Below are 21,556 nucleotides of genomic sequence, written 5' to 3'. Positions count from 1 at the left end.
CCGCCAGCCAGCCCCACAAGCCGCGATGTGCGCGAGCATCACTCCGAATAGCCTTGAGGCCAGCCACTTGGCCGATCACAGCAAGCCTCCCAGTTCTTACCCCGTGCCGTATGGCCAATGCCAGGGTTCAAACTGTTGCTGGGATCCAGGCGCCGATAAAAATCAGCCAACGCCGGCTTGGCCACATAGAGGTGGCCCACGTTATGTTCTGCCGGGTACTCGGCCCGGCGCGCATCGAGCAGCGCCCACATGCGGTGCTCCATCGCCAGCGGATCGACGCCTTTTTTGACGATGTAGTCCTGGTGGAAAACATGGCAGAAGAAATGGCCGTAGTAGAGCTTGTGCACCATGTCGGCCTCGACCTCGGCCGGTAGCTGCTCCACCCAGTCGCGGTCATTGCGGCGCAGGGCCACATCGAGCGCGACGATGTCTTCGACCTGGGCGCGGTGCACTTCGCGGTAGCGAATGGCAGCACCCGCAATCGCAAAGCGGTGCAAAAAGGCCTTGCGGCCCTCTTGCGCATCGCACTCAAACCAGCCACCGCTCGCACTGCCGCTGAAATGCTCAGTGAGGAACGCGCGCGTGGCGTCGGCTGTGTCGGTGGACACGCGCAGCAGCAAGTGGTGCTCATAGCGCTCGCGCCACTGGCGCATGCGCGGCGGCAAATGGCTGGGCAGCAGGTTGGTCAAGGCTTGGATGATGCGGTCGCTGACGCCGCGCAGGCCCAGCCGTTCAAAGAAACCATCGACCCGGCTTTTGAGCGCAAAGGCGGCCGGCACGCGGGCCGTGCCAAAGCGGTCGATCAGCAAGAAGGTGTCTTTGCCGTATTTCTCGCCAATGTCGTAGGCGGTGCGGTGGATGTACTCGCCGGCAATGGGCAGCTCGGGCAAGGCGGTGAGCAGATGGCGGCGCACGGTGGTCAGGTCGTTGGCCGCGTTGCTGCCGATGTAAAAGACGGTGCTGGGCACCTTGGGGAAGGTGTCGAGCCGCACCGCAAACAGGCAGAGCTTGCCGGCGGAGCCCGAGGCCTCAAACAAACGCGAGGGATCGGCATTGAAGCGCGCGGGCGAATCCTGGTCCACATCGCGCACGGCAGCGGCGTAACGCGGGTCGGATGCGGCGCGCTGCGCATCGTGCGCAATATCGGCGTCGCGGTAGTCGCCGTTTTGCAGGCGGGTCAATATCTCTTGCGGCGTGGCACCCAGCGCAATGCCGAGGTGGTTGACCAGCGCCAGCGAGCCATCGGCCCGCACCTGGGCGTAGAGCGCCAGCTCGGTATAGGCCGGGCCGCGCCGCACCAGTGAGCCACCGGAGTTGTTGCAGATGCCGCCCAGCACCGAGGCGCCGATGCAGGACGAGCCGATGACCGAATGCGGCTCGCGCCCCAGTGGTGCCAGCACCTGCTCCAGCTTGTCTAACGTAGCGCCGGGCAGGCAGACGACCTGGGCGCCGTCGCCCAGCACCTGCACCCCGGTGATGCGCAAGGTGTTGATCAGCACGATCTCGCGGTCATAGCCGCTGCCGTCGGGCGTCGATCCGCCTGTCAAGCCAGTGTTGGCTGCCTGCATGATGACAATGCGCCCTGCGGCCACAGCGGCCTCCAGCACCTGCCACTGTTCCCACAGGCTGGCTGGGCGCACCACGGCCAGCACCGGGCCTTCGCCCGTGCGATGGCCTTTGCGAAAGCGGCGCGTGGCCTGGTCGCCGGTCAGCACATGGGCGGGGCCGACGGCGGAACGCAGCTGGGCGAGCAGCGCATCGCGCGAGACGGGGGTGGTGGTGGCAGCGGTCATGGCAGTGAGGGAGGCAATGGCTGGACGGTGTTTACTGGCGTACCAGCAGATCGCCGTTGATATCGGCCACCTTGGCCACGCTGGTCAGGGTCATCGCCACGCGCATTTCCTTTTCCATCAGCTCCAGCAGGTGCTTGACGCCGGCCTGGCCCGAGGTGGCCAGCGCATAGATAAAGGCGCGGCCGAGCAAGGTGGCATCGGCCCCCAAGGCAATGGCGCGCACGATGTCGAGGCCGTTGCGGATGCCCGAGTCCGCCAGGATCTTGATCTGGCCCTTGACCGCATCGGCAATGGCTGGCAGCGCGCGGGCCGATGACAGCACACCATCGAGCTGGCGGCCGCCATGGTTGCTGACCACGATGCCATCGGCGCCAAAGCGCACGGCATCCTTGGCGTCTTCCGGATCGAGGATGCCCTTGATGACCATCGGGCCCTTCCAGAAGTCGCGGATCCATTCCAGGTCCTTCCAGGAGATCGATGGATCAAAATTGCTGCCCAGCCAGCCGATGTAGTCGGCCAGGCCCGTAGGGCTGCCCCGGTAGGCGGAGATATTGCCCAGGTCGTGCGGGCGGCCGTTCAGCCCCACATCCCAGGACCAGCCCGGGTGCGTGACGGACTGCCAGTAGCGGCGCATGGCGGCGTTGGGGCCGCTCATGCCCGAATGCGCATCGCGATAGCGGGCGCCGGGCACGGGCATATCGACGGTGAACACCAGGGTGGAGCAGCCGGCGGCCTGCGCGCGCTCCAGCGCGTTCTTCATAAAGCCCCGGTCCTTGAGCACGTAGAGCTGGAACCACATGGGCCGGCCCAGGCCCGGCGCCACCTCTTCAATCGGGCAGACCGATACGGTGGACAAGGTGAAGGGAATGCCATGGGCAGCTGCGGCGCGCGATGCCTGCACCTCCCCCCGGCGCGCAAACATACCCAGCAGGCCGACGGGCGCGAGGATGGCGGGGATGGAGAGCTTTTCGCCAAACAGCTCGATGCTGGTGTCGAGCTGGCTCATGTCCTTGAGCACGCGCTGGCGCAGGGCCACATCGGCGTAGTCGGCAACATTGCGCTTGAGCGTTTGCTCGGCATAGGCGCCGCCATCGATGTAGTGGAACAGAAACGGCGGCAGGCGCTTTTGCGCGGCGGCGCGGTAATCGGATGCGGAAGAGATGATCATGCTGGCTCTCTCAGGGCTGGGTGTTTGTCTCGGGCGGTTGTTTCGGTAGATGGTCTGGCGCAATGCCCATCATGGCGCACCGGGCGGGCTGGGCATCAGCTCGGCCGGCAGGCGCATCGATCGTTCGCGGCGCGCGCGCTCTTCGTCCATCTGCTGGATGGTGTGGCGCACATGCTCCAGGTGCTCGCCAATGCAGGCGCGGGCGCGCTGCGGGTCGCCCTCCAAAATCGCCTGCATCAGGCTTTGGTGCTGCACGGTGAGCTGCTGCAGGGTGACCGGGGCGCTCAGGCGGAACATGTCGTGGCGGTTGCGCTCCACGGTAGAGAGCACGACGGTGAACAGGCTTTGCATCACCTGCACCAGCACCAGGTTGTGCGAGGCCTCGGCAATCGCCAGGTGGAACTGCGCATCGGCGCGCGCAGCCAGCTCGGCATGGCCGCTTTGCTGGTGCTCGATCATCACATCAAAGCAGCGCTGGATGCGTTCCTTGTCCTGCGCGGTGGCGCGCTGCGCAGCCAGCCAGGCGGTGCTGCTCTCCAGCGCATGGCGGGTTTCCAGCACGTCGTAGCGGTAGTTGGGGTCGGATTCGATGAGGCCGGCCAGTGGCGCCATGGCCTCCTGCAGCCAATCGGCCGACGGCACCGTCTGCACATAGGTGCCATCACCGCGCCGGGCCGACAGCACCCCCTGGCTGATGAGCTTTTGCAGCGCCTCGCGCACTGACGTGCGCGACACCCCGAGCTCCAGCGCCAGTTGCCGCTCTGCCGGCAGGCGCTGGCCCGGCTGCAGCCCACGAGCCTGCACCAGGGCAAGCAGTTTTTCGACGACATGGTCAGCGAGGCGCATGGGGAGAGCTTTCAGGTGTGGTGTGTTCTCGTCGCGGGCGCCATCAACAGCGATGGCGCAGCGACGCTCAATGACCTGGAATCATCCACGGAAACACATAAGCCTGCAGCGTAGTCATCAAGCCAATGATGACGGCGAAGATCAAGCTGTGCTTCACGGTGAAGCGGAACAGGTCCGATTCGCGCCCCGCCAGGCCCACAGCGGCGCAGGCAATGGCGATGGACTGGGGCGAGATCATCTTGCCGGTCACGCCGCCAGTGGTGTTGGCAGCGACGGTCAGCACCTGGGGCAGGCCCAGCTGCTGCGCTGTGGTGGCTTGCAGTGCGGCAAACAGCGCGTTGGCGGAGGTGTCCGAGCCCGTCAGGAACACGCCAATCCAGCCCAGGAAGGGCGAGAAGAAGGTAAAGGCCTGGCCCGTGTGTGCCAAAGCCAGCGCCAGGGTGGCCGACAGGCCCGAGTAGTTGGCGACAAAGGCAAAGGCCAGCACCATGCCGATGGAGTAGATCGGCACGGCCAGTTCCTTGAATGTCTCCGCCAAGGTAGCGACCGCTTTGGACGGCGACAGGCGGGTGAAGGCAATGGTGATCAGCGCCGCAATCAGGATGGCGGTGCCGGTGGCCAGCAGCCAGTTGAAGGTGTAGACAGCGCCATAAGGGGCGGCAGCGGCCACGACGGGCGGCGTCTTCTCGACCAGGTTGTGCAGGAACGGCACCGGAATATTGATGACGGTGGACGCCAGCGGGCCGCCTGCCGCAAACAGCGCCTTGAAGGGCTTGATGCTCCAGACGGTGACCATGGCGGTCAGGATGATGAAGGGCGACCAGGCCTTGATGACGGCAACAGCCGTCAGCGGTGCGCCCGAGGACACCGGCGCTGCAGGCACGGCCGAAGCAGCTTGCTCACCCGCCTCAGGCGTGAAGCGGAAGATGCGCTTGGGCTGCCAGACCTTGAGGAACAGGGTCAGCGCAATCAAGGACACGATGGCCGAGGTGATATCGGGCAGCTCCGGGCCAATGTAGTTGGCGGTGAGGAACTGCACGATCGCAAACGAACCGCCACCGACCAGCACCGCAGGCCAGGTCTCCTTCACACCGCGCCAGCCATCCATGATGGCCATCAGCCAGAACAGCACCAGCACGGTCATGAAGGGCAGCTGGCGGCCAGCCATCTGGCCAATCGCAAACGCATCGACGCCCGAGACCTGGCCAGCCACGATGATCGGAATACCCATCGCACCAAAAGCGACCGGGGCGGTATTGGCAATCAGGCACAAGCCTGCGGCATACAGCGGCTTGAAGCCCAGGCCCACCAGCAAGGCTGCCGTGATGGCAACCGGCGCACCAAAGCCTGCCGCGCCTTCCAAAAACGCGCCGAAGCAAAAGCCCACCAGGATGAGCTGCAGGCGCTGGTCCGGCGTGACCGACAGGATCGACGAGCGGATCACATCGAACTGCCCCGTCTTGACGGAAATCTTGTACAGAAACACGGCAGCCACAATGATCCAGGCAATGGGCCACAAACCATAGAAGAAGCCATAGACCGCCGAGGCCAGCGCTGCGCTGACGGGCATGCGGTAGAACAACAACGCCACCGCCAGGGCCAGCACCACCGTGACCGTCCCCGCCTGGTAGCCCTTGAGCCGCAGCTTGGTCAGCGCCAAAAAGAAAAACAGGATCGGAATCAAGGCCACCAGGGCCGACACCCAGATGTTGCCAGCCGGGTCGTAGTTTTGCTGCCAGAGAGTTTGCATGGCGATGTCTCGAAGTTATTGGACGGGCGCGTGGCGCGCCTTGATCTTGGGCTGTTCACCCGGGCATGGCGCTAACGGGCTGCTTGGGCTGCCCTGTGCTTGGCCTAGCCTGGTGAATGGCTTGTTCGCTATGCCGTTGGTTGGACCTTTGGTCTAAATTGGTATTACCAATAAACCATGAAATCGCTAACCTGCGGCAAAGTTGGGCGATTATTGTGGAATTAGGAGTTTTTATTGCCAGGGTAAACCCGTAATTTGACAATCTACTAACCTAATTGGTATTTTGGTAATACCAATTTAAATCACAGAAGATGGTCACCTCGGCAAAAACCAAACAGGGATTGCTGGCTGCTTTGCCTCCGTTTGCTGGCCGGGCAGTGACCACTTACCCGCCCTCGGCCAACGGCACAGGCGGGGAAATTCCCCAGTTTCAGGGATAGCATTTTTCGCCCACTCGCATACCATCGCGGGGGTCCGCCCCCGCGTTTTTTGTTGCCCATGCTTGAACCTTCTCTGCTCGTTGAAGATGCTCTTTTACCCGTCCCCGTCTTGGTCGTGGAGGACGAGCCGCTGCTGCAAGAACGCTTGCGCCAGGTGTTGAAACAGCTGGGGTATGAGGACGATGCGCTGATCGTTACCAGCACCCTGGCCGAAGCTCGGGCGGTAGTAGCCGAAGGGCCGGTGGGCCTGGCCTTGGTGGATTTGCGCCTGCCCGATGGCAACGGCCAGTCGCTGATTGAAGAGCTGCGGGCCGAGGACCCGGGACTGGGCATTCTGGTGGTGTCGGCCTGGAGCTCGGAAGAGCTGATCCTGAGCGCCTTGCGCGCTGGCGCTACCGGCTATGTGCTCAAGCAGCGTGATGATTTCGAGGTGATGCTGTCCATCCGCAGCGTGCTGCGCGGAGGCGCACCGATCGACCCTTTTATCGCCCGGCGCATTTTGCAGTTGCTGCCCATGCGCGCGTCCAAGCCCGCCGATAGCGCTGTACCAGCCGCCCATGGGGGCGAGCCGGATGTGGGCCTGACCCCCCGGGAAGCCGAGATACTGCGCCTGGTGGCCGATGGCATGAGCAACCGAGAAATTGCTGACGCAGTGCATCTGTCGCGCCACACTGTGGAGAGCCATGTCAAGCGCATTTACCGCAAGCTGGCGGTCTCCTCGCGCATGATGGCCGTGCGCGAAGCGCGCGCCCGGGGAATGATTGAGTGATCGGGCGCGGCAACCCCCTCCCCCGGCTGCTGCAAGCCGGGGCGTACTTTCTCGCACTGCTGGTTATGCTGATGGCATGGCCGGCAATGGCCCAAACCTCGCAATCGGGCACCACCCCTAGCGCCAGCTGCAAGGCACAGATCCTGCAGGTGGATGCGGCCCGCGCCAGTGGGCTCAACCCCGCACTGCCCGCGCCCGCTGAGGGCTGGGAGCCGGTCAAACTGCCCGATCTGTGGACCAGCCGCTGGCCCACGCACGATGGCGCCGTCTGGTACCGCATTGCCTGGCAGCGCGTCTGCGACAGCGCACCGCAGGTGCTCGATACCGAGTCTGCGGTGGCACCCAGCGCAGTGGCGCCCAGCGCAGTGGCGCTCGGCATCGATGGCATCAGCGTGGCTGGCGCGGTGTATGTGAACCATGGTTTGCTGTGGAGCGATGCCTCGCTGGTCGAGCCACTGTCGCGCAGCTGGAATGTGCCGCGCTGGTGGCTGCTGCCAGAATCGATGCTGCAGCCTGGCATCAACCATGTTTGGGTGTACGTGGTGGGCAGCAGGGCGCTGAGCCCGGGTCTGGGCCAGCTGCGCCTGGGCGCGCCGCAGGAGGTGGCCGATGTGCAGGCGGGCAAGCAATGGCGCCAGCGCACGGTCTACTTTGTCAATGCCGTGCTCTGCGCGATGGCTGGCGTGCTGTTCTTCAGCATCTGGTTGCTGCAGCGCCGCGCACGCACCTATGGCTGGTTTGCGCTGATGGCCTTGTGCTGGATGCTGTACCTGAGCACCTACCTGGCGGGCACGCAGTGGCCCTGGCCCGATTCGCTGACCCGCGCCCGTTTCAGCCTGGTGGCGCTGTTGGGCTATGTGCTGAGCGTGTGCATCTTTACCTTCCGCTTTGGGGGTCAGAAGCTGCCCTGGGTGGAGCGCTTTTTGTGGGCGCTGGCCTTTGTCGGCGCCGCTGTGACCTGCCTGGTGCCGGCCGAGCATGCACGCCAGGGTTTCAGCCTGGTGTGGCAGGGAGCGACGGCGGTGTTTCTGGTCAATGGGCTGCAGTTCCAGATCCATGCCTGGTTTCCGCGCAGACGGCCGCGCAATCTGGCGCATATCCTGCTCGCCTGCATCTGGCTGCTGCTGACCCTGGTGGCGCTGAACAACCTCTACTCGGTGCTGGACCGCTGGCAGGTGGCGCGCGACTGGGCGGCGCTCAGCGGCGTGCTGGTGATCGGCCTGCTGATGCTGCTGCTGGGCGGCCAATTGGTCAAGCAGATGCACGAGGTGCGGCGCTTTAACCGCGAGCTGAAGGTGGGGGTGGAATCGGCCCGCAGCGAGCTGGCCCAGGCACTGCAGCGCGAGCATCTGCAGGCGCTGGAGAACGCCAAGCTGCAGGAGCGCATGGCCCTCGCCCATGACCTGCACGACGGCCTGGGCGGTGCCCTGGTGCGCAGCATGGCGTTGGTGGAGCAGTCGCCCGACACCATCAGCACGGCACGCGTGCTGTCCCTGCTCAAAAGCATGCGCGATGACCTCAACCAGCTGATCGACTATGGCTCCAGCGCCGGCGCATCGGTCCCCGATACGCCCGTGCAATGGGCCGCGCCGCTGCGCCACCGCATCACGCGCATCTTGGATGAGATAGGCGTACAAACGCACTGGAGCATTGCCGCGCAGTGGCAGGGCACGGTCGAAGAAGGCAAGCGCCCCAATGCGCTGCAGTGCCTGCTGCTGACCCGGCTGGTGGAGGAGGCGCTGTCCAACGTCATCAAGCACAGCCATGCCAGCAAGGTGCGGGTAGAGTACTCGCAGCCCAAGCCCAACCAGCTGCTGGTGCGGGTAGAGGACGATGGCGTGGGCTTTGATGTGCAGGCGGTGCAACGCGCCGGCCAATCGGTGGGCATGCGCAGCATGGCCGCCCGCGCCCAGCGCCTGGGCGCCAGCTTCAGCGTGCAATCGAGCCCTGCGGGGACGATGGTGACGGCGGTGCTGCAGCTGGGCACCGGTTTGCCGGCGGCGGCGCCGAGGGCTGAGAGCCGCTGAGCACCTTATTGGACACAGCGCCAGCCTTCCTTAGAACGCAAAAAGGCCACCACAGATCAATTGCTGTGGTGGCCTTTGACTTGGAGTGTGAGCGGCGCAGCGCCTAGTTCGTCACCGCCTCACGCCAGCTGATGCGTTTGCCCTGTGGCTTGGGTGTCGCCACGGGGATGACGATATCAATCGGTTTTCCCACAACACCGGTCTGGATGTGGCTGGTCACGGTGCCATCTCGGTTAGCAGTCAGCGCATTGCCAACGATCATCGTATCGGGCACCTGCTCACCAGCGGCGCCGCCTTCCGGGTTGCCATTTACTGCCATCCCCGTCTCAAAGTTGAGGTAGTTGAGCCAGCCAGAGCCGCCTGCCAGGCAAGGCGCGTCGGATGGCACATTGCTGGCCACCACCAAGGTGGTACCGGCCAACAGCATATTGACATTCACCCGTTCACGCTCAATGGGCAGATCGACATACCAGCCTTTGCGGCGGTCATTGCAGACGGCATGGTCGCGGCTTGCGCAGCGCAGTCTGCGCACAAGTTTGCCCTCGGTGTCCCTGTATGCTTCCAATATGGATTCTTTGAGATCTGCCCGGAATGAGGCTGCGCTGATGGCATAGCCCTCCGGTTTGTCATCAAAGCCGTAGATGGACTGCTGGCTTTTATCCGTCATATCAGCAGACCCGAACAAGCGACCAGTGGCGACCAGAATACGCGGCAGTTGTGTGCTGCCTTGCACCAGCTCTATGCGGGTGGTGATGGGTTGGTCGGTGAGCTGTACCACGCGCTGCACCTGGAACCGGCTCGCGGCCACATCCCACTGGAAACGCCAGACATTGCCGTCTAGATCGCCGCCGTAGAGCAAGCGGGTGGTGTTGTCGCCAGCAGGGTCGCGCAAGTAGTTGTTGATCTCGCGCAGGCCGCTGCCGTTGGGGGTGGTCATTTGCGCGATGGTCGCGCCGGTGCTGGCATTGAGCACAAACACATGGTTCTTGCCGTCGGCATTGTTGTAGCCCGAGGTGAGGAACACCGCCCAGGTGCCATTGGGGTGCTTGGAGATGATGGGGCGGCCAAAGCTCAGGCCCATCTCGGGCAGGCTGGCTTCCCACAGCGGCTGGGGCTCCAGCGGGTTGGTGATGTCGAGCGCGTAGTAGCCCTTGCCACCCTTGTTGAAGCCGCCCACGAGGATGGTCTTCCAGGCGCTGCCGTCGTGGATATCGGCCACGACGGGCGAGCCATCGACAAAGTAGCGGTGGGCACTGTCGTAGTCCACACTGGCCAGGCGTGCCATTTCGGGCATCACGGCGGTGGGCACAAAGGCCCAGGCTTCGCGCGCGGCTACGGGCACGGTTCGGCCGCCGATGGTTTCTGTCTTGCGCAGATCGGTGTCGGCATGGAAGGCATGCAGCATGCCGTCATTGCCGCCCACATACACCATGGGCCTGCGGTTTTGCTGGCTCAGGCGGTAGGCGGCATAGCCGGCATCGCGGTAGCGGCGCGTGGGCTTGCCCACGTACAGGGGTTGCGAGCCAATGATGTCGCCCAGGCGGCTTTCACGCGGGCGGTAGAGCTTGCGCTCGTCGCCCAGCGCAAAGTCTTCCAGGCTGCGGTCGCCGCGCAGGTAGTTCACCAGGTTGGCGCCTTCGGCGGCTTCCTTTTGCGCATCGCTCATCTGCGCATACTGGGCCAAGCGGGTGCTGATGGCGGACGCTTCGAAATGGCTGCGCAGGCTGCCCAGGTTGGCGTAGGTAAATTCCGCCAGCCTGCCCGCGTTCATGAACAGAATGCGGCGGTTGTCGGTGGCCAGGTCGCGCCTGTCCAGCGCATCCTTGGCGGACCAGCCTTCGATTTGCGTGCGCCAGCCGGAGCTGAGGCCAATCTCAAAAGCCTGCAGATCGCCTGACCAGCGGCCAGTGCGGTAGGTGGCGGCATAGGCAAAGTTGTTGCCCGCTTCAGTGATGGGCGACGACACGCCCACGCTGCCGCCCGAGCCCAGCGCCGCGCGGATATCGGCAAACACCTCTGCCAGACCGGACTGGATGGCTGATGGATCATTGGCGCTGAAATACAGGCCCCGGCCATTCACGGCCGTGTGCCAGAAGTCATCGATGGATTCCGGACTCTCCTCATTGGCCCCTTCACGCGGCCAGATCGGCCAGGTTTTGAGGCCGCTGCGCAGATCGGCAAAGTCGCCTGCGCCAGTCTTGTAGTCCTTGTGGTACTTCAAGGTGCCCGATACCCCCATGCCGATCACATAGGTGCTCATGTGCTGCCAGGTGGCCTTGTCGTCCTCCGCCCCTGTGCCCACCGGCCGCACCTGGTTGGGCCAGCCGCGTGGGGTACTGTTCTCGTCGCCGGGGCGCAGATCGGTGGCGTAGTAGTACTGCGCCACATCGGCCAGCGAGTTGCTGCTGCCGCCAGTGGCAGGGTTCAGGTGGTCCTCATTGCAGGGCAGGCTGCCACAGCGGGTGTGCGTTGCTGGCAACGCGGCCCAGGGGGCTGTGCCGGGCTGGGGCCTTCCGGCGGGCGGCAGTTGCGGCGCAGGTTCATGCGGATAGCAGATCGCGGGCGATTCCAGGTCGCCATTGAACGGCACTATTCCGGGTGGCCTGACCAAGATGCGGCCGGTTTCTGCCGTGCCTGTCAGCGTTATACGGTTGGTCCGGTAATCGCCGTTGAAGACTTTCTTGCTACCTTTGGCCTCTTCGCAGGTCTCTGGTGGGCAGTGGTCAGGCTTGGTCGGCTCAATGGTTGTAGAGCCTACCCCTACCCCACTGCAGTCGGTCACTTTGTGGGTGGTTGGGTTGTAGCCGGGCACGCACAGCTCGCCTTGGGGTACATCGATGGTGGTGGGACCTTCCTGAACGCACTGGGTTTCCACGCCGTTCCCATCGGTGCCCGCCACGCATGCCGCAAACTCTGCCTCGGATTGCAGATAGATCACACCTTCAGGTGTGCTCTCGTCGACACTCTCACAGATCTGGGTCTCTGTGCTTGGATTCTCTGACAAGTATGCTTCGCAAGTGCCATAGGGCATATTACGCTCTCGGCTACGGGCCTGGCAATTTCTGATAGTTCGGTAGTCATCAAACATGCCATCGCAGCGGGGAACGGTCCAGCCACGCTCATACAGCGCGAGGCAGCTACTCGTTATCCAATCGGGAGACCTTGGACTTTCACTGCGACAAGATGCCACGTTCTCTGCCGGTAGAGCTCTTGCTTCGCAAGTGCTGTAAATGCAACCATTTTCTGGAGTCGCAAGTTGCGGGCTGCAGTTTGCCGGATCGACAGGCATAGGAGGCGGTGGCTGTGTGTCAGCCATGCCCGGCGCTGGCGTGCAAAGGCTCGGCTGAGGCGGAAGCTTTTCGGGACCGTAACATTCGGTCCCCACCCAGCCGTTGCCCGCCCACGGAATTTCGGGTGTGCACGACTCAACACCCCGCCAAGGCGTCTCGCGTCGCGCACAGGTCAGGTCGTGACTGGGCGTAGGGAGCGTTCGACAGCTAGCCGAATCTTTCTGCACCGGGTCGCCCCAACTGCTCTGTGCATTGGTGCATTCCACCGCATAGTTTGCCTCCACACCCGCATGGCAAGTGCTAGGCGCAACCGTAGTACTGGATACCCTTACCCTGGTTTCGCAAACTATGTCCATACGGCCGGGCTGGTTGGGCAAATTGCCTGCTTGGCAGGACGCCACCATCTCTGCGTCACCGCGTTTTTTGCACTCGGTAAAGGTGCTGCTGGCAGCATCCCATACAGGAGCGCTGGTGACTTGGCAGCTATTGTCGGTTTCGCCATCTGCGCCGTTAAGGGGCTCGCGCGTACATGTTGTGCTACGAAATCCGTTGGCCTGCGTCGCAGGCAAGTTCACACATTGATCTTGCGATACATAACGCTCCTCACGGTGACTACGGTCGCAATTGCTGTACTCCACCTGGCTAGTGCTACCACCCGCAGCCGCAATATCTGCAGCTAATTGCGGGTGCAGGCTGTTACAGGCGAGCACAGGGCCACTATATGGGGGAACAGCCACGCCTTGGCAAACAATGGTGCCCTCACCCGGAACATACTGGCCGTTGCTGCTACAGAAGGATGCACTGACGCTCCGCTCAGTGGGACCGTCACATTCAACCCTGTAATCTCCCGCGACACCAGCGGTACATGACTGAACCACCTTCCAGCTATCGCCCCCTGGCGGCTCTACGGTACAGCCGCTGGCAAAGGCCTCACACACGGATCTGTCGGTGGTCTTGAGTTCTACCTCGCCCAATGCCGGATTTTTGTACCAGTAAAAATAGCGCTTCTCCCGCACCTGCTGCGCTACTGCCCGAGCCCAAGGAGTTTGCGTCTCCGTGCTCCAAGTGGTGACCAGCTTGTTGCGGTATTGCACCTTGTTGACATAGTTCCAACTCAGACGCTGCTGATAAAGATTTTTAGTCTGCGTGTGAGTGCCTTGTGCATACCAGTATTTGCTCTCGCTTTGCAGAAAGTCGCCATTGCCGGAAGAAGGTGCCTTGTGCGACACCCGCATCATTTGGCTTCGGATCTTTCTCCACCAATGCAACTCCGCTGTGAACCAGCTAGTTCGAAGCACATCCTTTTTGACGATCTTCTTATAGGTCGTCTCGGTCTTGGTGCCCCCACCAGGCACCGTCACTCTCCAGCCAAGCGTGCAGCTGGCCAGTGCGTAATCGACCTCGGCATCGTGCGCCAGGCGATAGCCGCTGACCGAACCATCGTAAATAGGACGCGGAATCAAGCCCTCTGGCGGCGTCAGCCCCAAAGGCGGCCCATCTTGCTGACCGACCAGGGTTACACCATCGATCTGCACCGGGCCTCTGCCCTTGGTCTCTTGCCCAGTGTTCCAGTAGCCGTCGGTGGTGACGATGGTGTAGTGGCGCTGGCAGGCGGAGATGACGGGGTCGACAAAAGGCAGCATCGTGTCGTTGATGCTGTCGCTTTTGCCGGCGTAGTAGCGGCCCACGCGGGCCAAGGCCTCGCGCGTGGGCGAGGAGCCGCCGGTTTTGGCGCTCTGGATGGTCTGGAACCAGGTCTGCTTGTCGGTGCCCCAGAAATCCTTCACCGGCAGGAAGTGGCTGTGCGCGCCCGATCCGGGCTTGGCCACCGTCATAAAGCCGATGCGGAAGTTGTCGTTCAGCGTGCCAAAGGCCAGGCTGACGGAGGACTTGGCCATGTTGATACGCGTGCGGTAGTAGCTGTACCAGATGGCAAAGTTGCGCTCTTGTGCGGCGGCATTGGCAATTTTGACGCGGGTCCAGCGGCCACGCATCTCACCGCCCGGCACGCCGTCAATGGGCTGGGCCACGATACCGCTGTCCTGCACGCTGCCATCGTCGTCAAAAAGGCTGCTGACAGTGGGCCAGGTGCAAGTGGCCTCACGATCCCAGCTGGGCACCGTGGGGTAGGTGCTGCTGGCGGGTGTCCATCGAAAATAATAGGCGCGCTGGGGCAGGTCGCTGTACAGATCACGGGCGCGCGTGCCGATTTCATAGGCTTGGAAGGCGGTACCGAGATTGACGACACCTTGCGACTGGTCGTAGCCATCCTTCCATGCGGCAGAGAACATTGGCACGGGCATGTCGGTGGTGCCATCGGACTGCTTGGGCAGCGGGTAGTTGGTATCTGGGTTGTAGTAAAGCGCGTTGCACAACGCGCTTTTGTAGCCCACGGGGAAGTGCTTGGTTTCACGCCGTTCCCAGCCATCGGGCATATGGCTCCATTTCATGGAGTCCGAGGTATCGAGCAGGAGCATCACATTGGGCTTGGTCTGGTCGCCCAGAATGCCCAGCGGGATATCGGCAATATCGACTGCGTCGCTGGATGTGGAGTCGGCGGTGGCATTGCTCGCAAACAAGCCGGCCGCCACGGTGGCAGCAGCGAGCACGGCCCACAGGCCTCGGGCCCAGGGCCATGGCACCTGGTCTTTTAATTTCTGAAGCATTTCCCTCTCCTTTGTTCTCATCGCTGGCTGCTGCCCGGGAGTAAGGGCCATGCCAGGGGGCGCGCCTGCGCGCTGCTGTCGTCAATACACGGTCATCTGCACATAGCTCACGGTGGCGCGCGGGCCCACCGCACGCGCGCTGATGCGGTACATGGGCCGGTCATTGCAGGGCACCACGCTGCCGGGGCTGTCGGATGAGCCGGGGCAGCCGGTGCCTTCGGGTGCAACACAAGATTGGCCTGCCGCGCTCACTGCGCCGGAAGCGCTGCACAGGCGGTGGATCATGTAGCGCACTTCATTGCCCAAGCCGTCATCGGCGGTGGCTTGTTTGCCACTGGAATCCCATTGCAGATCCTTGGCGGCGACCCTGGGATCGAAACTGGCGAAGTAAGCTTCGCCAGCGTTGTTGCTCTCCAGCGCCGCGCCGTTTTGCGACAGCTGATCGAGTTGCGCCAGCCCCCGCTCCAGGCCCAGATCAGCGCCGGTGGTGGCGGTTTGCTTGAGTGCCAGGCTGCCCGCAATGGAAGAGCCCGTGGTGGTGGTGCGCACCAGCGCAAGGCTGGTGAGCGTCATCACCAAAAGCACGACCAGTGCGACCAGCAGCACGACGCCGCGTGCGCTATGTGGGCGAGTGGCGGGAACCCGTTGGCGGTATGGATGGGTCATGGTGCTAATTGCCCCCACAGGGTGTTACGCAGCGGGATGACGCTTTCGTAGACGCGGTAGCGGTAGTGCTTCCAGTCCGTTCCGGGCGCGTCGTCATCTGTCCAGAACTGCTTGGTGCCGCTGGCCCAGCGTGGTGGCTCTGCGGTAACCTCTTCACGCTCGAACTGCGAGCTGCGCACCAAGATGGCTATGCGCACGGCAAGCACTTTGTCCCAAGTCCAGCCGTCGCTGAAAGTGGCTGTCCATTCCTGCGCCCCGTTAATCTGGCCATTCTCGTCCAGGTCATAGCCGTACTCCGCCTGAAAGCTGAGCACATCGTGTGCGACGGCAACACTGCTCTCGCTGGTCTCTGTCAATTGGTTGTAATAGACCAGCTCATTGCCCTGCAGGCTCCAGACGTGCAACTGCGGCTCGGGGCCCAGGTTGTAGAGCGCCCCTTCGCCCAGGCTGGTTGTGCCGCCATCGAGCATGTTGCGGCGGCTGCCGCCGTTAAAACGAGGGATTGCGCTCGTCCCGGTGTAGAAGTTGCTATAGCTTCCGGCACTCTGGCTTACGCGCTTGTCGGGATAGGGGACGCTGCCCGAATCCGATGCCACCGTGGAGCGGGCGCCAGCGGTAATTTCCATCAACAGGCACTCTTGGGTATTGGTGTCTGAGGTACCCACGGCCACATCGCCGGCATGCAAGCCGGCATTGGATTTCTCCATGCTGAAGACGCCATTGGCACTGGCCTCGTAGCGCGATCCGGTCACCATGTTCGCTGACGAGCCGGTGAGCACCCAGAGCTGTGTACCGCCTGTAGCGGTGATACGCACGGGCACCAGCGGGAACGTGAAAGCGCGGCCATTGGTATGCCCCTGCACATTGCAGCCAAAATGCCGAGGCTCCATGGTCGCAAAACCCAGGCCTGCGGAGCGGATATCGCGCTCGATGCTGAACAGTGCCAATGCGCCAGCGCTTTGGGCATCGCTGGCAGACGAGACGGTGCGCCGCTGATTCTCGGACACGCCATACAGCTGGTAGACGGCGAGCATGCTGGCCAAGCCAATGGCCAGGCCCACCAGGATCTCGATGATGGAAAAACCTGCTTGTGGCGAGCGCTGCGGAGTGCGCCCGCCTGCAAGCCGAATCTGCTTGAAGCATGGCCTATGCGCCATGTCCATGGAGTCGTGCCTAGTGCACATAGGCCTGAATCTGGTAGTTGCGCGGGGCCTCGTCATGCGGGGCCTGCCAGCACAGCGCCACGGTGACCTGATTGAGATCGCCCGTGGTATCGACGAGTATCTGCTGACCCGCTTGCGTAGCGCCGGGCAGTCCATGCACGTTTGCTTCCGCGCCGCGGGCGGCCGACAGCAGCTGGGCCAGCTCCCTATTGCTGGTTGCGCTGCCGCTGAAGCTGCATTGCTGCGCACTGCCGCTGGGCTGGTGCTGCAATGCCTGCAACGATGCGGTCAAGTTGGCTGGCGAGCTGCGGTCCACCTTGAGCGAGATCGCCTGCACGATCTGCGCAGCAAATATCCCTGCCTCGGTGCGGTACTGCGCCTGGCCTGACCAGGTCACGGAGCGGGCCGTCAGGCCGGCAATGCCCAGGATGCCAAGCACGATGATCATGATGGCGACCAACGATTCGATCAGCATCATGCCGCGCTGGCCGGGTCTGGATGCGCGCGCCAGGGTCGGCATGCGGTGGGATGGACTCAGCATTTGCGGTTGTCCCCCTCTTCACCGACCGCCGGGTCGCACATGCGCACCTGGCCACCGGGCGAGATAACCACGCGCAGGCAGCGCTGGGTACCGCTGTCTGCCAGGCATGTCGCATTGGTGGGCTTGAAGGTCACAGCGTTACCGGTGGGAGTTCGGCCCACGCTGTCAAAGGTGATGGTTTCCTGTTCTGCCTGGACGGTCAGGTTCGCTGCGCTTTCCACTGCCTTGCTGGCGATTTGCGTGTCACCTACGGTGACCTTCCAGCCCAGATTGCTGTCCGTCATGCCAAGGGCCACAAAGGCATTGCGGCGCAGCGCTTCAGCCCGCGCCAGCTGTGCGCCATCGTAGTAGGCCTGTGCGGCCGCGCGGATTCTGGAATCGAGGATATAGACACTGGCCGACGGAATGACCAGCAGCAGCAAAAAGACGGTGATGGCCAGCCCGACCATCAGCTCGACCAAGGTAAAACCGCGAAGGGTACGCTTTGTATGCATCAGCAGCGCCCCGCCTTGTTGGTCGACCAGCAATCTGTCCCTTTGGTCCAGCCAGAAGGGGTGTCAGTGGTACGGCGCTGGCCTTTTTCATCCAAGGTGAACTTAAAGCCGGACATGCTTCCCAGCCCTATCGCCGAGATAGTGAAGGTGGTGGCAGCCAGGTCGCATTCGTATTTAAAGCGTGCGGTGGTGGCAGGCTCTGGTGCGATAGAGCCGGCTTCGCAGGCACCATCGTATTTGCGCTTGTCCTGAAAATGCTGCTCCAGTTTGGCGCCCAGATCGGCCAGTGGCGTCAGGCCATCCACAATCTGGCCACGCTTGATGTACTCGCTGTAATTGGGCAAGGCGATCGCCGAAAGAATCGCCACGATGGCGACCACGATCATGACCTCGATCAGCGTAAAGCCGCGCTGCGCGGACGCTATGGCCAGACGCACGGCACTGCGGCTTGCAGGTTGAGCCGGCAGTCGTTGTTCTGCTGCTTGAAACACCATGATGACACCCTCCCTCACCCGCTTGCGCGTGGCGCTGCGTTCCTCTAGTCCATTGGATGAAGAGATCGCATTGAGGCATGGAGATGAGCAGCCACCGACCCAATCATCAATAGAATTTATTGATATTTAGAAATTCATAAAATTTCTAACGAGGTCGCATCATAGGGGAAGCTTGCCTGTTTCTTACCAAGAACTTACGTCAAGATATATACAAAACTTCAATAGCTAAGCCAAATATGAAGCGGGTGCCGTCTGATGCCACGACCAGGCGTGGTCACTTCTAGCCACATCCACCCACTGCGCAGAGAACTTTTGATAGCAGGCATGGCACGGTTCAATCTGGCTTCTGGGCTTGATGCAGAACAATCGACGCGCCGAGCCCGTAACCGGGTATGCGTGGCGATGTGCGTAGCGTGGATACATTCAATTTCATGTATCTGCTAACAAAATCCAAATACCGTTGCGAATGTGCATCTTGAGGGAGATCAATCTTACAGATCACTATGGTTTATGGCCCCCAGAAGACCGCAGGAAAACCGAGGCGGAGCGGATGATCCGCTGTCGACACGGGCGAGCAACCTACAAAAGCCTAGCTGCCCCGATCGCAGACGCTGCAGTGTCCGAGCGCCATCCATGCTGCCTGCACCGGTGCATGGGCAGGCAGCATGGTCTATGCAAAAAGCCTTGGTCAGCCGGGTTGCAGGGCCTTGAGCAAGGTGGTCGCGTTGGTCTCAACCATGTCGATATAGGTGGCAGCCGGGCCAGTTGCAGGCGACAGCGCATCGGAGTAGAGGCGCCCACCGATGGCAGCACCCGTCTCGCGCGACAGTTGCTCAAGCAGGCGCGGGTCGGAGATGTTCTCCAGGAAGATGGCGCCGATGCGCGCTTCGCGCACCTGCTTGACGAGCGCTGCCATGTCGCGCGCTGAAGGCTCGGACTCGGTCGACAGGCCTCGCACCGGCACGAAGCGCAGGCCATAGGCCTGGGCAAAGTAGCCAAAGGCATCGTGGGTGCTGACGACGGTGCGCCGCGCTGCGGGCACGGCGGCAAAGCGCTGGCGCAGGCTGGCGTCCAGGGCAGTCAGGCGGGCGATGTACTGCGTGGCCTGCTTGTCGTACTGGGCTGCGTTGGCCGGGTCTGCCGTGGCCAGGCCCTTGGCGATATTGCGCACATAGACGATGGCGTTTTTCACGTCCTGCCAGGCATGGGGGTCGTTGGGGCCATGGTTGTGGCCGTGCCCATGGTCATGGTCGTGATCGAGGTCATGCCCCGCCTTGTCAGCGCCATGGTCGTGCCCGTGGTCATGGCCCTTGGGCAAGGCACGCACCGCAATGCCCTGCGATGCGACGATCTCCTGGCCTTTAAAACCTGCCGCCTTCTTGAGGCGCGGCAACCAGCCCTCAAAATCCAGGCCATTGGACACCAGCACCTTGGCCTGCTGCAGCTGGCGTGCCTGCTGCGGTGTGGGCTCAAACACATGGGCGTCGCCGTCGGGCCCGACCAGGGCAGAAACGCTGACCAGCTCACCACCGACCTGGCGCGTCAGATCCTGCAAGATGGAAAAACTGGCCACCACGGGCAGCGGCTGGCCCGCAGCCCAGACGGAGCCGACAGGCAGGGCGCTGGTCAGCGCCAGCCCCAGCAGCGCGCGGCGGTTCAGGTAAAAATTGCTCATTCGGATACTCCCATTGGTTCAGACACAGAATCGTTGGCCGGCCTTTGGCGCTGCGCGCGCACGCTGCCCAGCCGGCCCAGGCAGAGCGACAACAGGTACAAGCTGCCCAGGCTCAGGGTGATGGCGGCCGATGCCGCAATGCCCGCGTGGTAGGACAGCAGCAGGCCCAGCACGCTGCCGGCCATCGCGATGGCGGTGGACAACGCCATCTGCAGGCCCACGCCGCGCAGCCAGAACCGCGCACTGGCGGCGGGCAGCACCACCAGGGCCACCGCCATCAAGGTGCCCAGCGAATGGAAGCCCCCCACCAGGTTGAGCACGAGCAGCAGCATGAACAGCGCATGGCTGATGCTGCCCATGCGCCCCTGCAGGCGCAGAAAGCCGGGGTCCAGGCATTCCATCAGCAAGGGCCGGTACATCAGCGCCAGGCCCAGCATCGACAGGCTGGCGATGGTGGCGGTCAGGTACAGGGTGGGATCGTCCAGCGCCAGCACCGAGCCAAACAGCACATGCAGCAGATCCACATTGGAGCCGCGCAGCGAGATCAGCAGCACGCCCAGCGCCAGCGAGATCAGGTAGAAACCGGCAAAGCTCGCGTCCTCGCGCAAGGCGGTGTAGCGGGTCACCACGCCCGAGAGCAGGGCCACGACCAGGCCAGCCGCCAGGCCGCCAATCGTCATCGCCGGCAAGGACAGGCCAAACAGCAGATAGCCCAGGGCCGCGCCCGGCAAGATGGCATGCGACATGGCATCGCCCACCAGGCTCATGCGGCGCAACAGCAAGATGGTGCCCAAGGGCGCGGCACCCGCGCTCAAGGCCAGGCAGCCGGCCAAGGCGCGGCGCATGAAGCCGTAGTCCACAAAGGGCTGCCACAACAGCTCGGCGATCATGCGCGCCTCCTGGCACCTGCGCGCGCCGCCAGGCTCGTCAGCACATCGGCGGTGGCGCCCCAGCCCAGCTGGGTGCCCGCCAGCGCCAAGGCCTCTGGAAAAAACGCTTCCACCATTTCGCGGTCATGCAGCACGGCCAGCACGGTGCGGCCCCGCGCATGCCACTGCTGCAACAGCTGCAGCAGCACATCGATGGAGGGCTCGTCGACACCGGTGAAGGGCTCGTCCAGCAAGATCACCGGCGGGTTCTGCACCCAGAGCCGGGCAAAGCGCATGCGCTGAAACTGCCCGCCCGAGAGCTCGGCTATCCAGCGCGGCTGCCAGCCCTGCAGACCCACTGTTGCCAATGCCGTGCTGATCTGCCCCCGCTGCGCATCGCTGACGGCCCCCAGCGCGCCCGTTTGCGCCCACAGGCCCATGCTGACAAAGTCTTCCACGCTGATCGGAAAGTCGCGCTCGACCTCGCAGGCTTGCGCCAGGTAGCCCAACGCCGCGCGCGGATAGCGGCAGCGCAGCGACCCTTGCATGGGTGCGAGCTGCCCCAGCAAGCCCTTGAGCAAGGTCGATTTGCCGCCGCCGTTCGGCCCGACGATGGCCGTCATCGAGCCCGCCGCAAACTGCCCGCTGACACCCCGCAGCGCCAGCTTGCCGCTATAGCCCAGACCCAGGTTGGAGAGTTCGATATCGACGCCATGCACTGCCGCCGGCAGGCCGGTAACGGATGGCGTCATGGCTGCTGCACCGCCCATAGCACGATACCCCAGAGCAGCGCGCTCAGGCCCAGCGCCAGCAGGCAGCGCGCCAGCGCCGAGGCCTGCAAGGCGCTGCGGCGCCTGGTTGTTTGTGTTGATCCCATAGCTCGCTCATTGGCAGTTACTGCCGTA

16 protein-coding genes are annotated in these 21,556 nt (G+C 63.2%); 2 read left to right on the top strand and 14 right to left on the bottom strand.

All coding sequences use genetic code 11. The annotated features are described in order from the left end of the window. Positions 1 to 38: 38 nt before the first annotated feature. The 4 genes from dld to lldP all read right to left on the bottom strand — a co-directional run bounded on the left by dld (position 39) and on the right by lldP (position 5,557). Complete coding sequence (dld, locus tag LPW39_RS10255; protein ID WP_230774226.1) at positions 39 to 1,793, bottom strand: D-lactate dehydrogenase; 1,755 nt, start codon at positions 1,791 to 1,793, stop codon at positions 39 to 41. A gap of 31 nt (positions 1,794 to 1,824) precedes the next feature. Next, the gene (gene lldD / locus LPW39_RS10250) at positions 1,825 to 2,961 is read right to left on the bottom strand and encodes an FMN-dependent L-lactate dehydrogenase LldD (RefSeq protein WP_230774224.1); all 1,137 of its coding nucleotides are present in this window, start codon (positions 2,959 to 2,961) and stop codon (positions 1,825 to 1,827) included. Between the two features lie 69 nt (positions 2,962 to 3,030). Further along, positions 3,031 to 3,807: a transcriptional regulator LldR gene (gene lldR / locus LPW39_RS10245; protein WP_230774219.1), complete on the bottom strand. Its 777-nt coding sequence runs from the start codon at positions 3,805 to 3,807 to the stop codon at positions 3,031 to 3,033. A gap of 67 nt (positions 3,808 to 3,874) precedes the next feature. Continuing rightward, complete coding sequence (gene lldP, locus LPW39_RS10240) at positions 3,875 to 5,557, bottom strand: L-lactate permease (protein ID WP_230774218.1); 1,683 nt, start codon at positions 5,555 to 5,557, stop codon at positions 3,875 to 3,877. Positions 5,558 to 6,055: 498 nt separating this feature from the next. Here lldP and LPW39_RS10235 point away from each other — a divergent pair, with 498 nt between their 5' ends. Both LPW39_RS10235 and LPW39_RS10230 read left to right on the top strand, forming a co-directional pair. Further along, complete coding sequence (locus LPW39_RS10235) at positions 6,056 to 6,766, top strand: response regulator (RefSeq protein ID WP_230774216.1); 711 nt, start codon at positions 6,056 to 6,058, stop codon at positions 6,764 to 6,766. 86 nt (positions 6,767 to 6,852) lie between these two features. Then, positions 6,853 to 8,793, top strand: a complete 1,941-nt coding sequence (locus LPW39_RS10230; protein ID WP_230774215.1) for a sensor histidine kinase — start codon at positions 6,853 to 6,855, stop codon at positions 8,791 to 8,793. A gap of 103 nt (positions 8,794 to 8,896) precedes the next feature. Here the strand turns inward: LPW39_RS10230 and LPW39_RS10225 are convergent, their stop codons facing one another. The 10 genes from LPW39_RS10225 to LPW39_RS23445 form a co-directional block, all read right to left on the bottom strand. Continuing rightward, complete coding sequence (locus LPW39_RS10225; protein ID WP_230774213.1) at positions 8,897 to 14,749, bottom strand: pilus assembly protein; 5,853 nt, start codon at positions 14,747 to 14,749, stop codon at positions 8,897 to 8,899. Positions 14,750 to 14,830: 81 nt separating this feature from the next. Next, positions 14,831 to 15,415 carry a pilus assembly PilX family protein gene (locus tag LPW39_RS10220; protein WP_230774211.1) on the bottom strand — a complete coding sequence of 195 codons (585 nt, stop codon included), beginning with the start codon at positions 15,413 to 15,415 and terminating at the stop codon, positions 14,831 to 14,833. Beyond that, positions 15,412 to 16,578 carry a PilW family protein gene (locus LPW39_RS10215; protein ID WP_230774210.1) on the bottom strand — a complete coding sequence of 389 codons (1,167 nt, stop codon included), beginning with the start codon at positions 16,576 to 16,578 and terminating at the stop codon, positions 15,412 to 15,414. The genes LPW39_RS10220 and LPW39_RS10215 overlap by 4 nt, the downstream gene beginning before the upstream one ends. 10 nt (positions 16,579 to 16,588) lie before the next feature. Continuing rightward, complete coding sequence (locus tag LPW39_RS10210; protein WP_230774208.1) at positions 16,589 to 17,119, bottom strand: PilV family protein; 531 nt, start codon at positions 17,117 to 17,119, stop codon at positions 16,589 to 16,591. After that, on the bottom strand, positions 17,113 to 17,613 hold the full coding sequence (locus LPW39_RS10205; RefSeq protein WP_230774207.1) for a GspH/FimT family pseudopilin: 501 nt from the start codon (positions 17,611 to 17,613) through the stop codon (positions 17,113 to 17,115). The genes LPW39_RS10210 and LPW39_RS10205 overlap by 7 nt, the downstream gene beginning before the upstream one ends. Next, entirely contained in the window at positions 17,613 to 18,107 is a 495-nt protein-coding gene (locus LPW39_RS10200; RefSeq protein ID WP_330166604.1) for a type IV pilin protein, read from the bottom strand. Before LPW39_RS10200 ends, LPW39_RS10205 begins: the two co-directional genes overlap by 1 nt. Positions 18,108 to 18,795: 688 nt before the next feature. Further along, positions 18,796 to 19,782 (bottom strand): metal ABC transporter substrate-binding protein, encoded by a 987-nt coding sequence (locus LPW39_RS10190; protein ID WP_230774205.1) that lies wholly within the window; start codon positions 19,780 to 19,782, stop codon positions 18,796 to 18,798. Further along, positions 19,779 to 20,672 (bottom strand): metal ABC transporter permease, encoded by an 894-nt coding sequence (locus LPW39_RS10185; RefSeq protein WP_230774204.1) that lies wholly within the window; start codon positions 20,670 to 20,672, stop codon positions 19,779 to 19,781. The genes LPW39_RS10190 and LPW39_RS10185 overlap by 4 nt, the downstream gene beginning before the upstream one ends. Beyond that, positions 20,669 to 21,403, bottom strand: a complete 735-nt coding sequence (locus LPW39_RS10180; RefSeq protein ID WP_230774202.1) for a metal ABC transporter ATP-binding protein — start codon at positions 21,401 to 21,403, stop codon at positions 20,669 to 20,671. The genes LPW39_RS10185 and LPW39_RS10180 overlap by 4 nt, the downstream gene beginning before the upstream one ends. Beyond that, on the bottom strand, positions 21,400 to 21,528 hold the full coding sequence (locus LPW39_RS23445; RefSeq protein WP_269075796.1) for a hypothetical protein: 129 nt from the start codon (positions 21,526 to 21,528) through the stop codon (positions 21,400 to 21,402). The genes LPW39_RS10180 and LPW39_RS23445 overlap by 4 nt, the downstream gene beginning before the upstream one ends. Positions 21,529 to 21,556 lie beyond the last annotated feature (28 nt).

The organism is Comamonas koreensis (assembly GCF_021026195.1).
Taxonomy (GTDB): Bacteria; Pseudomonadota; Gammaproteobacteria; order Burkholderiales; family Burkholderiaceae_C; genus Comamonas; species Comamonas koreensis.
Note: the sequence above shows the minus strand (reverse complement) of the source record. Positions and strands in the feature narration are given on the sequence as shown.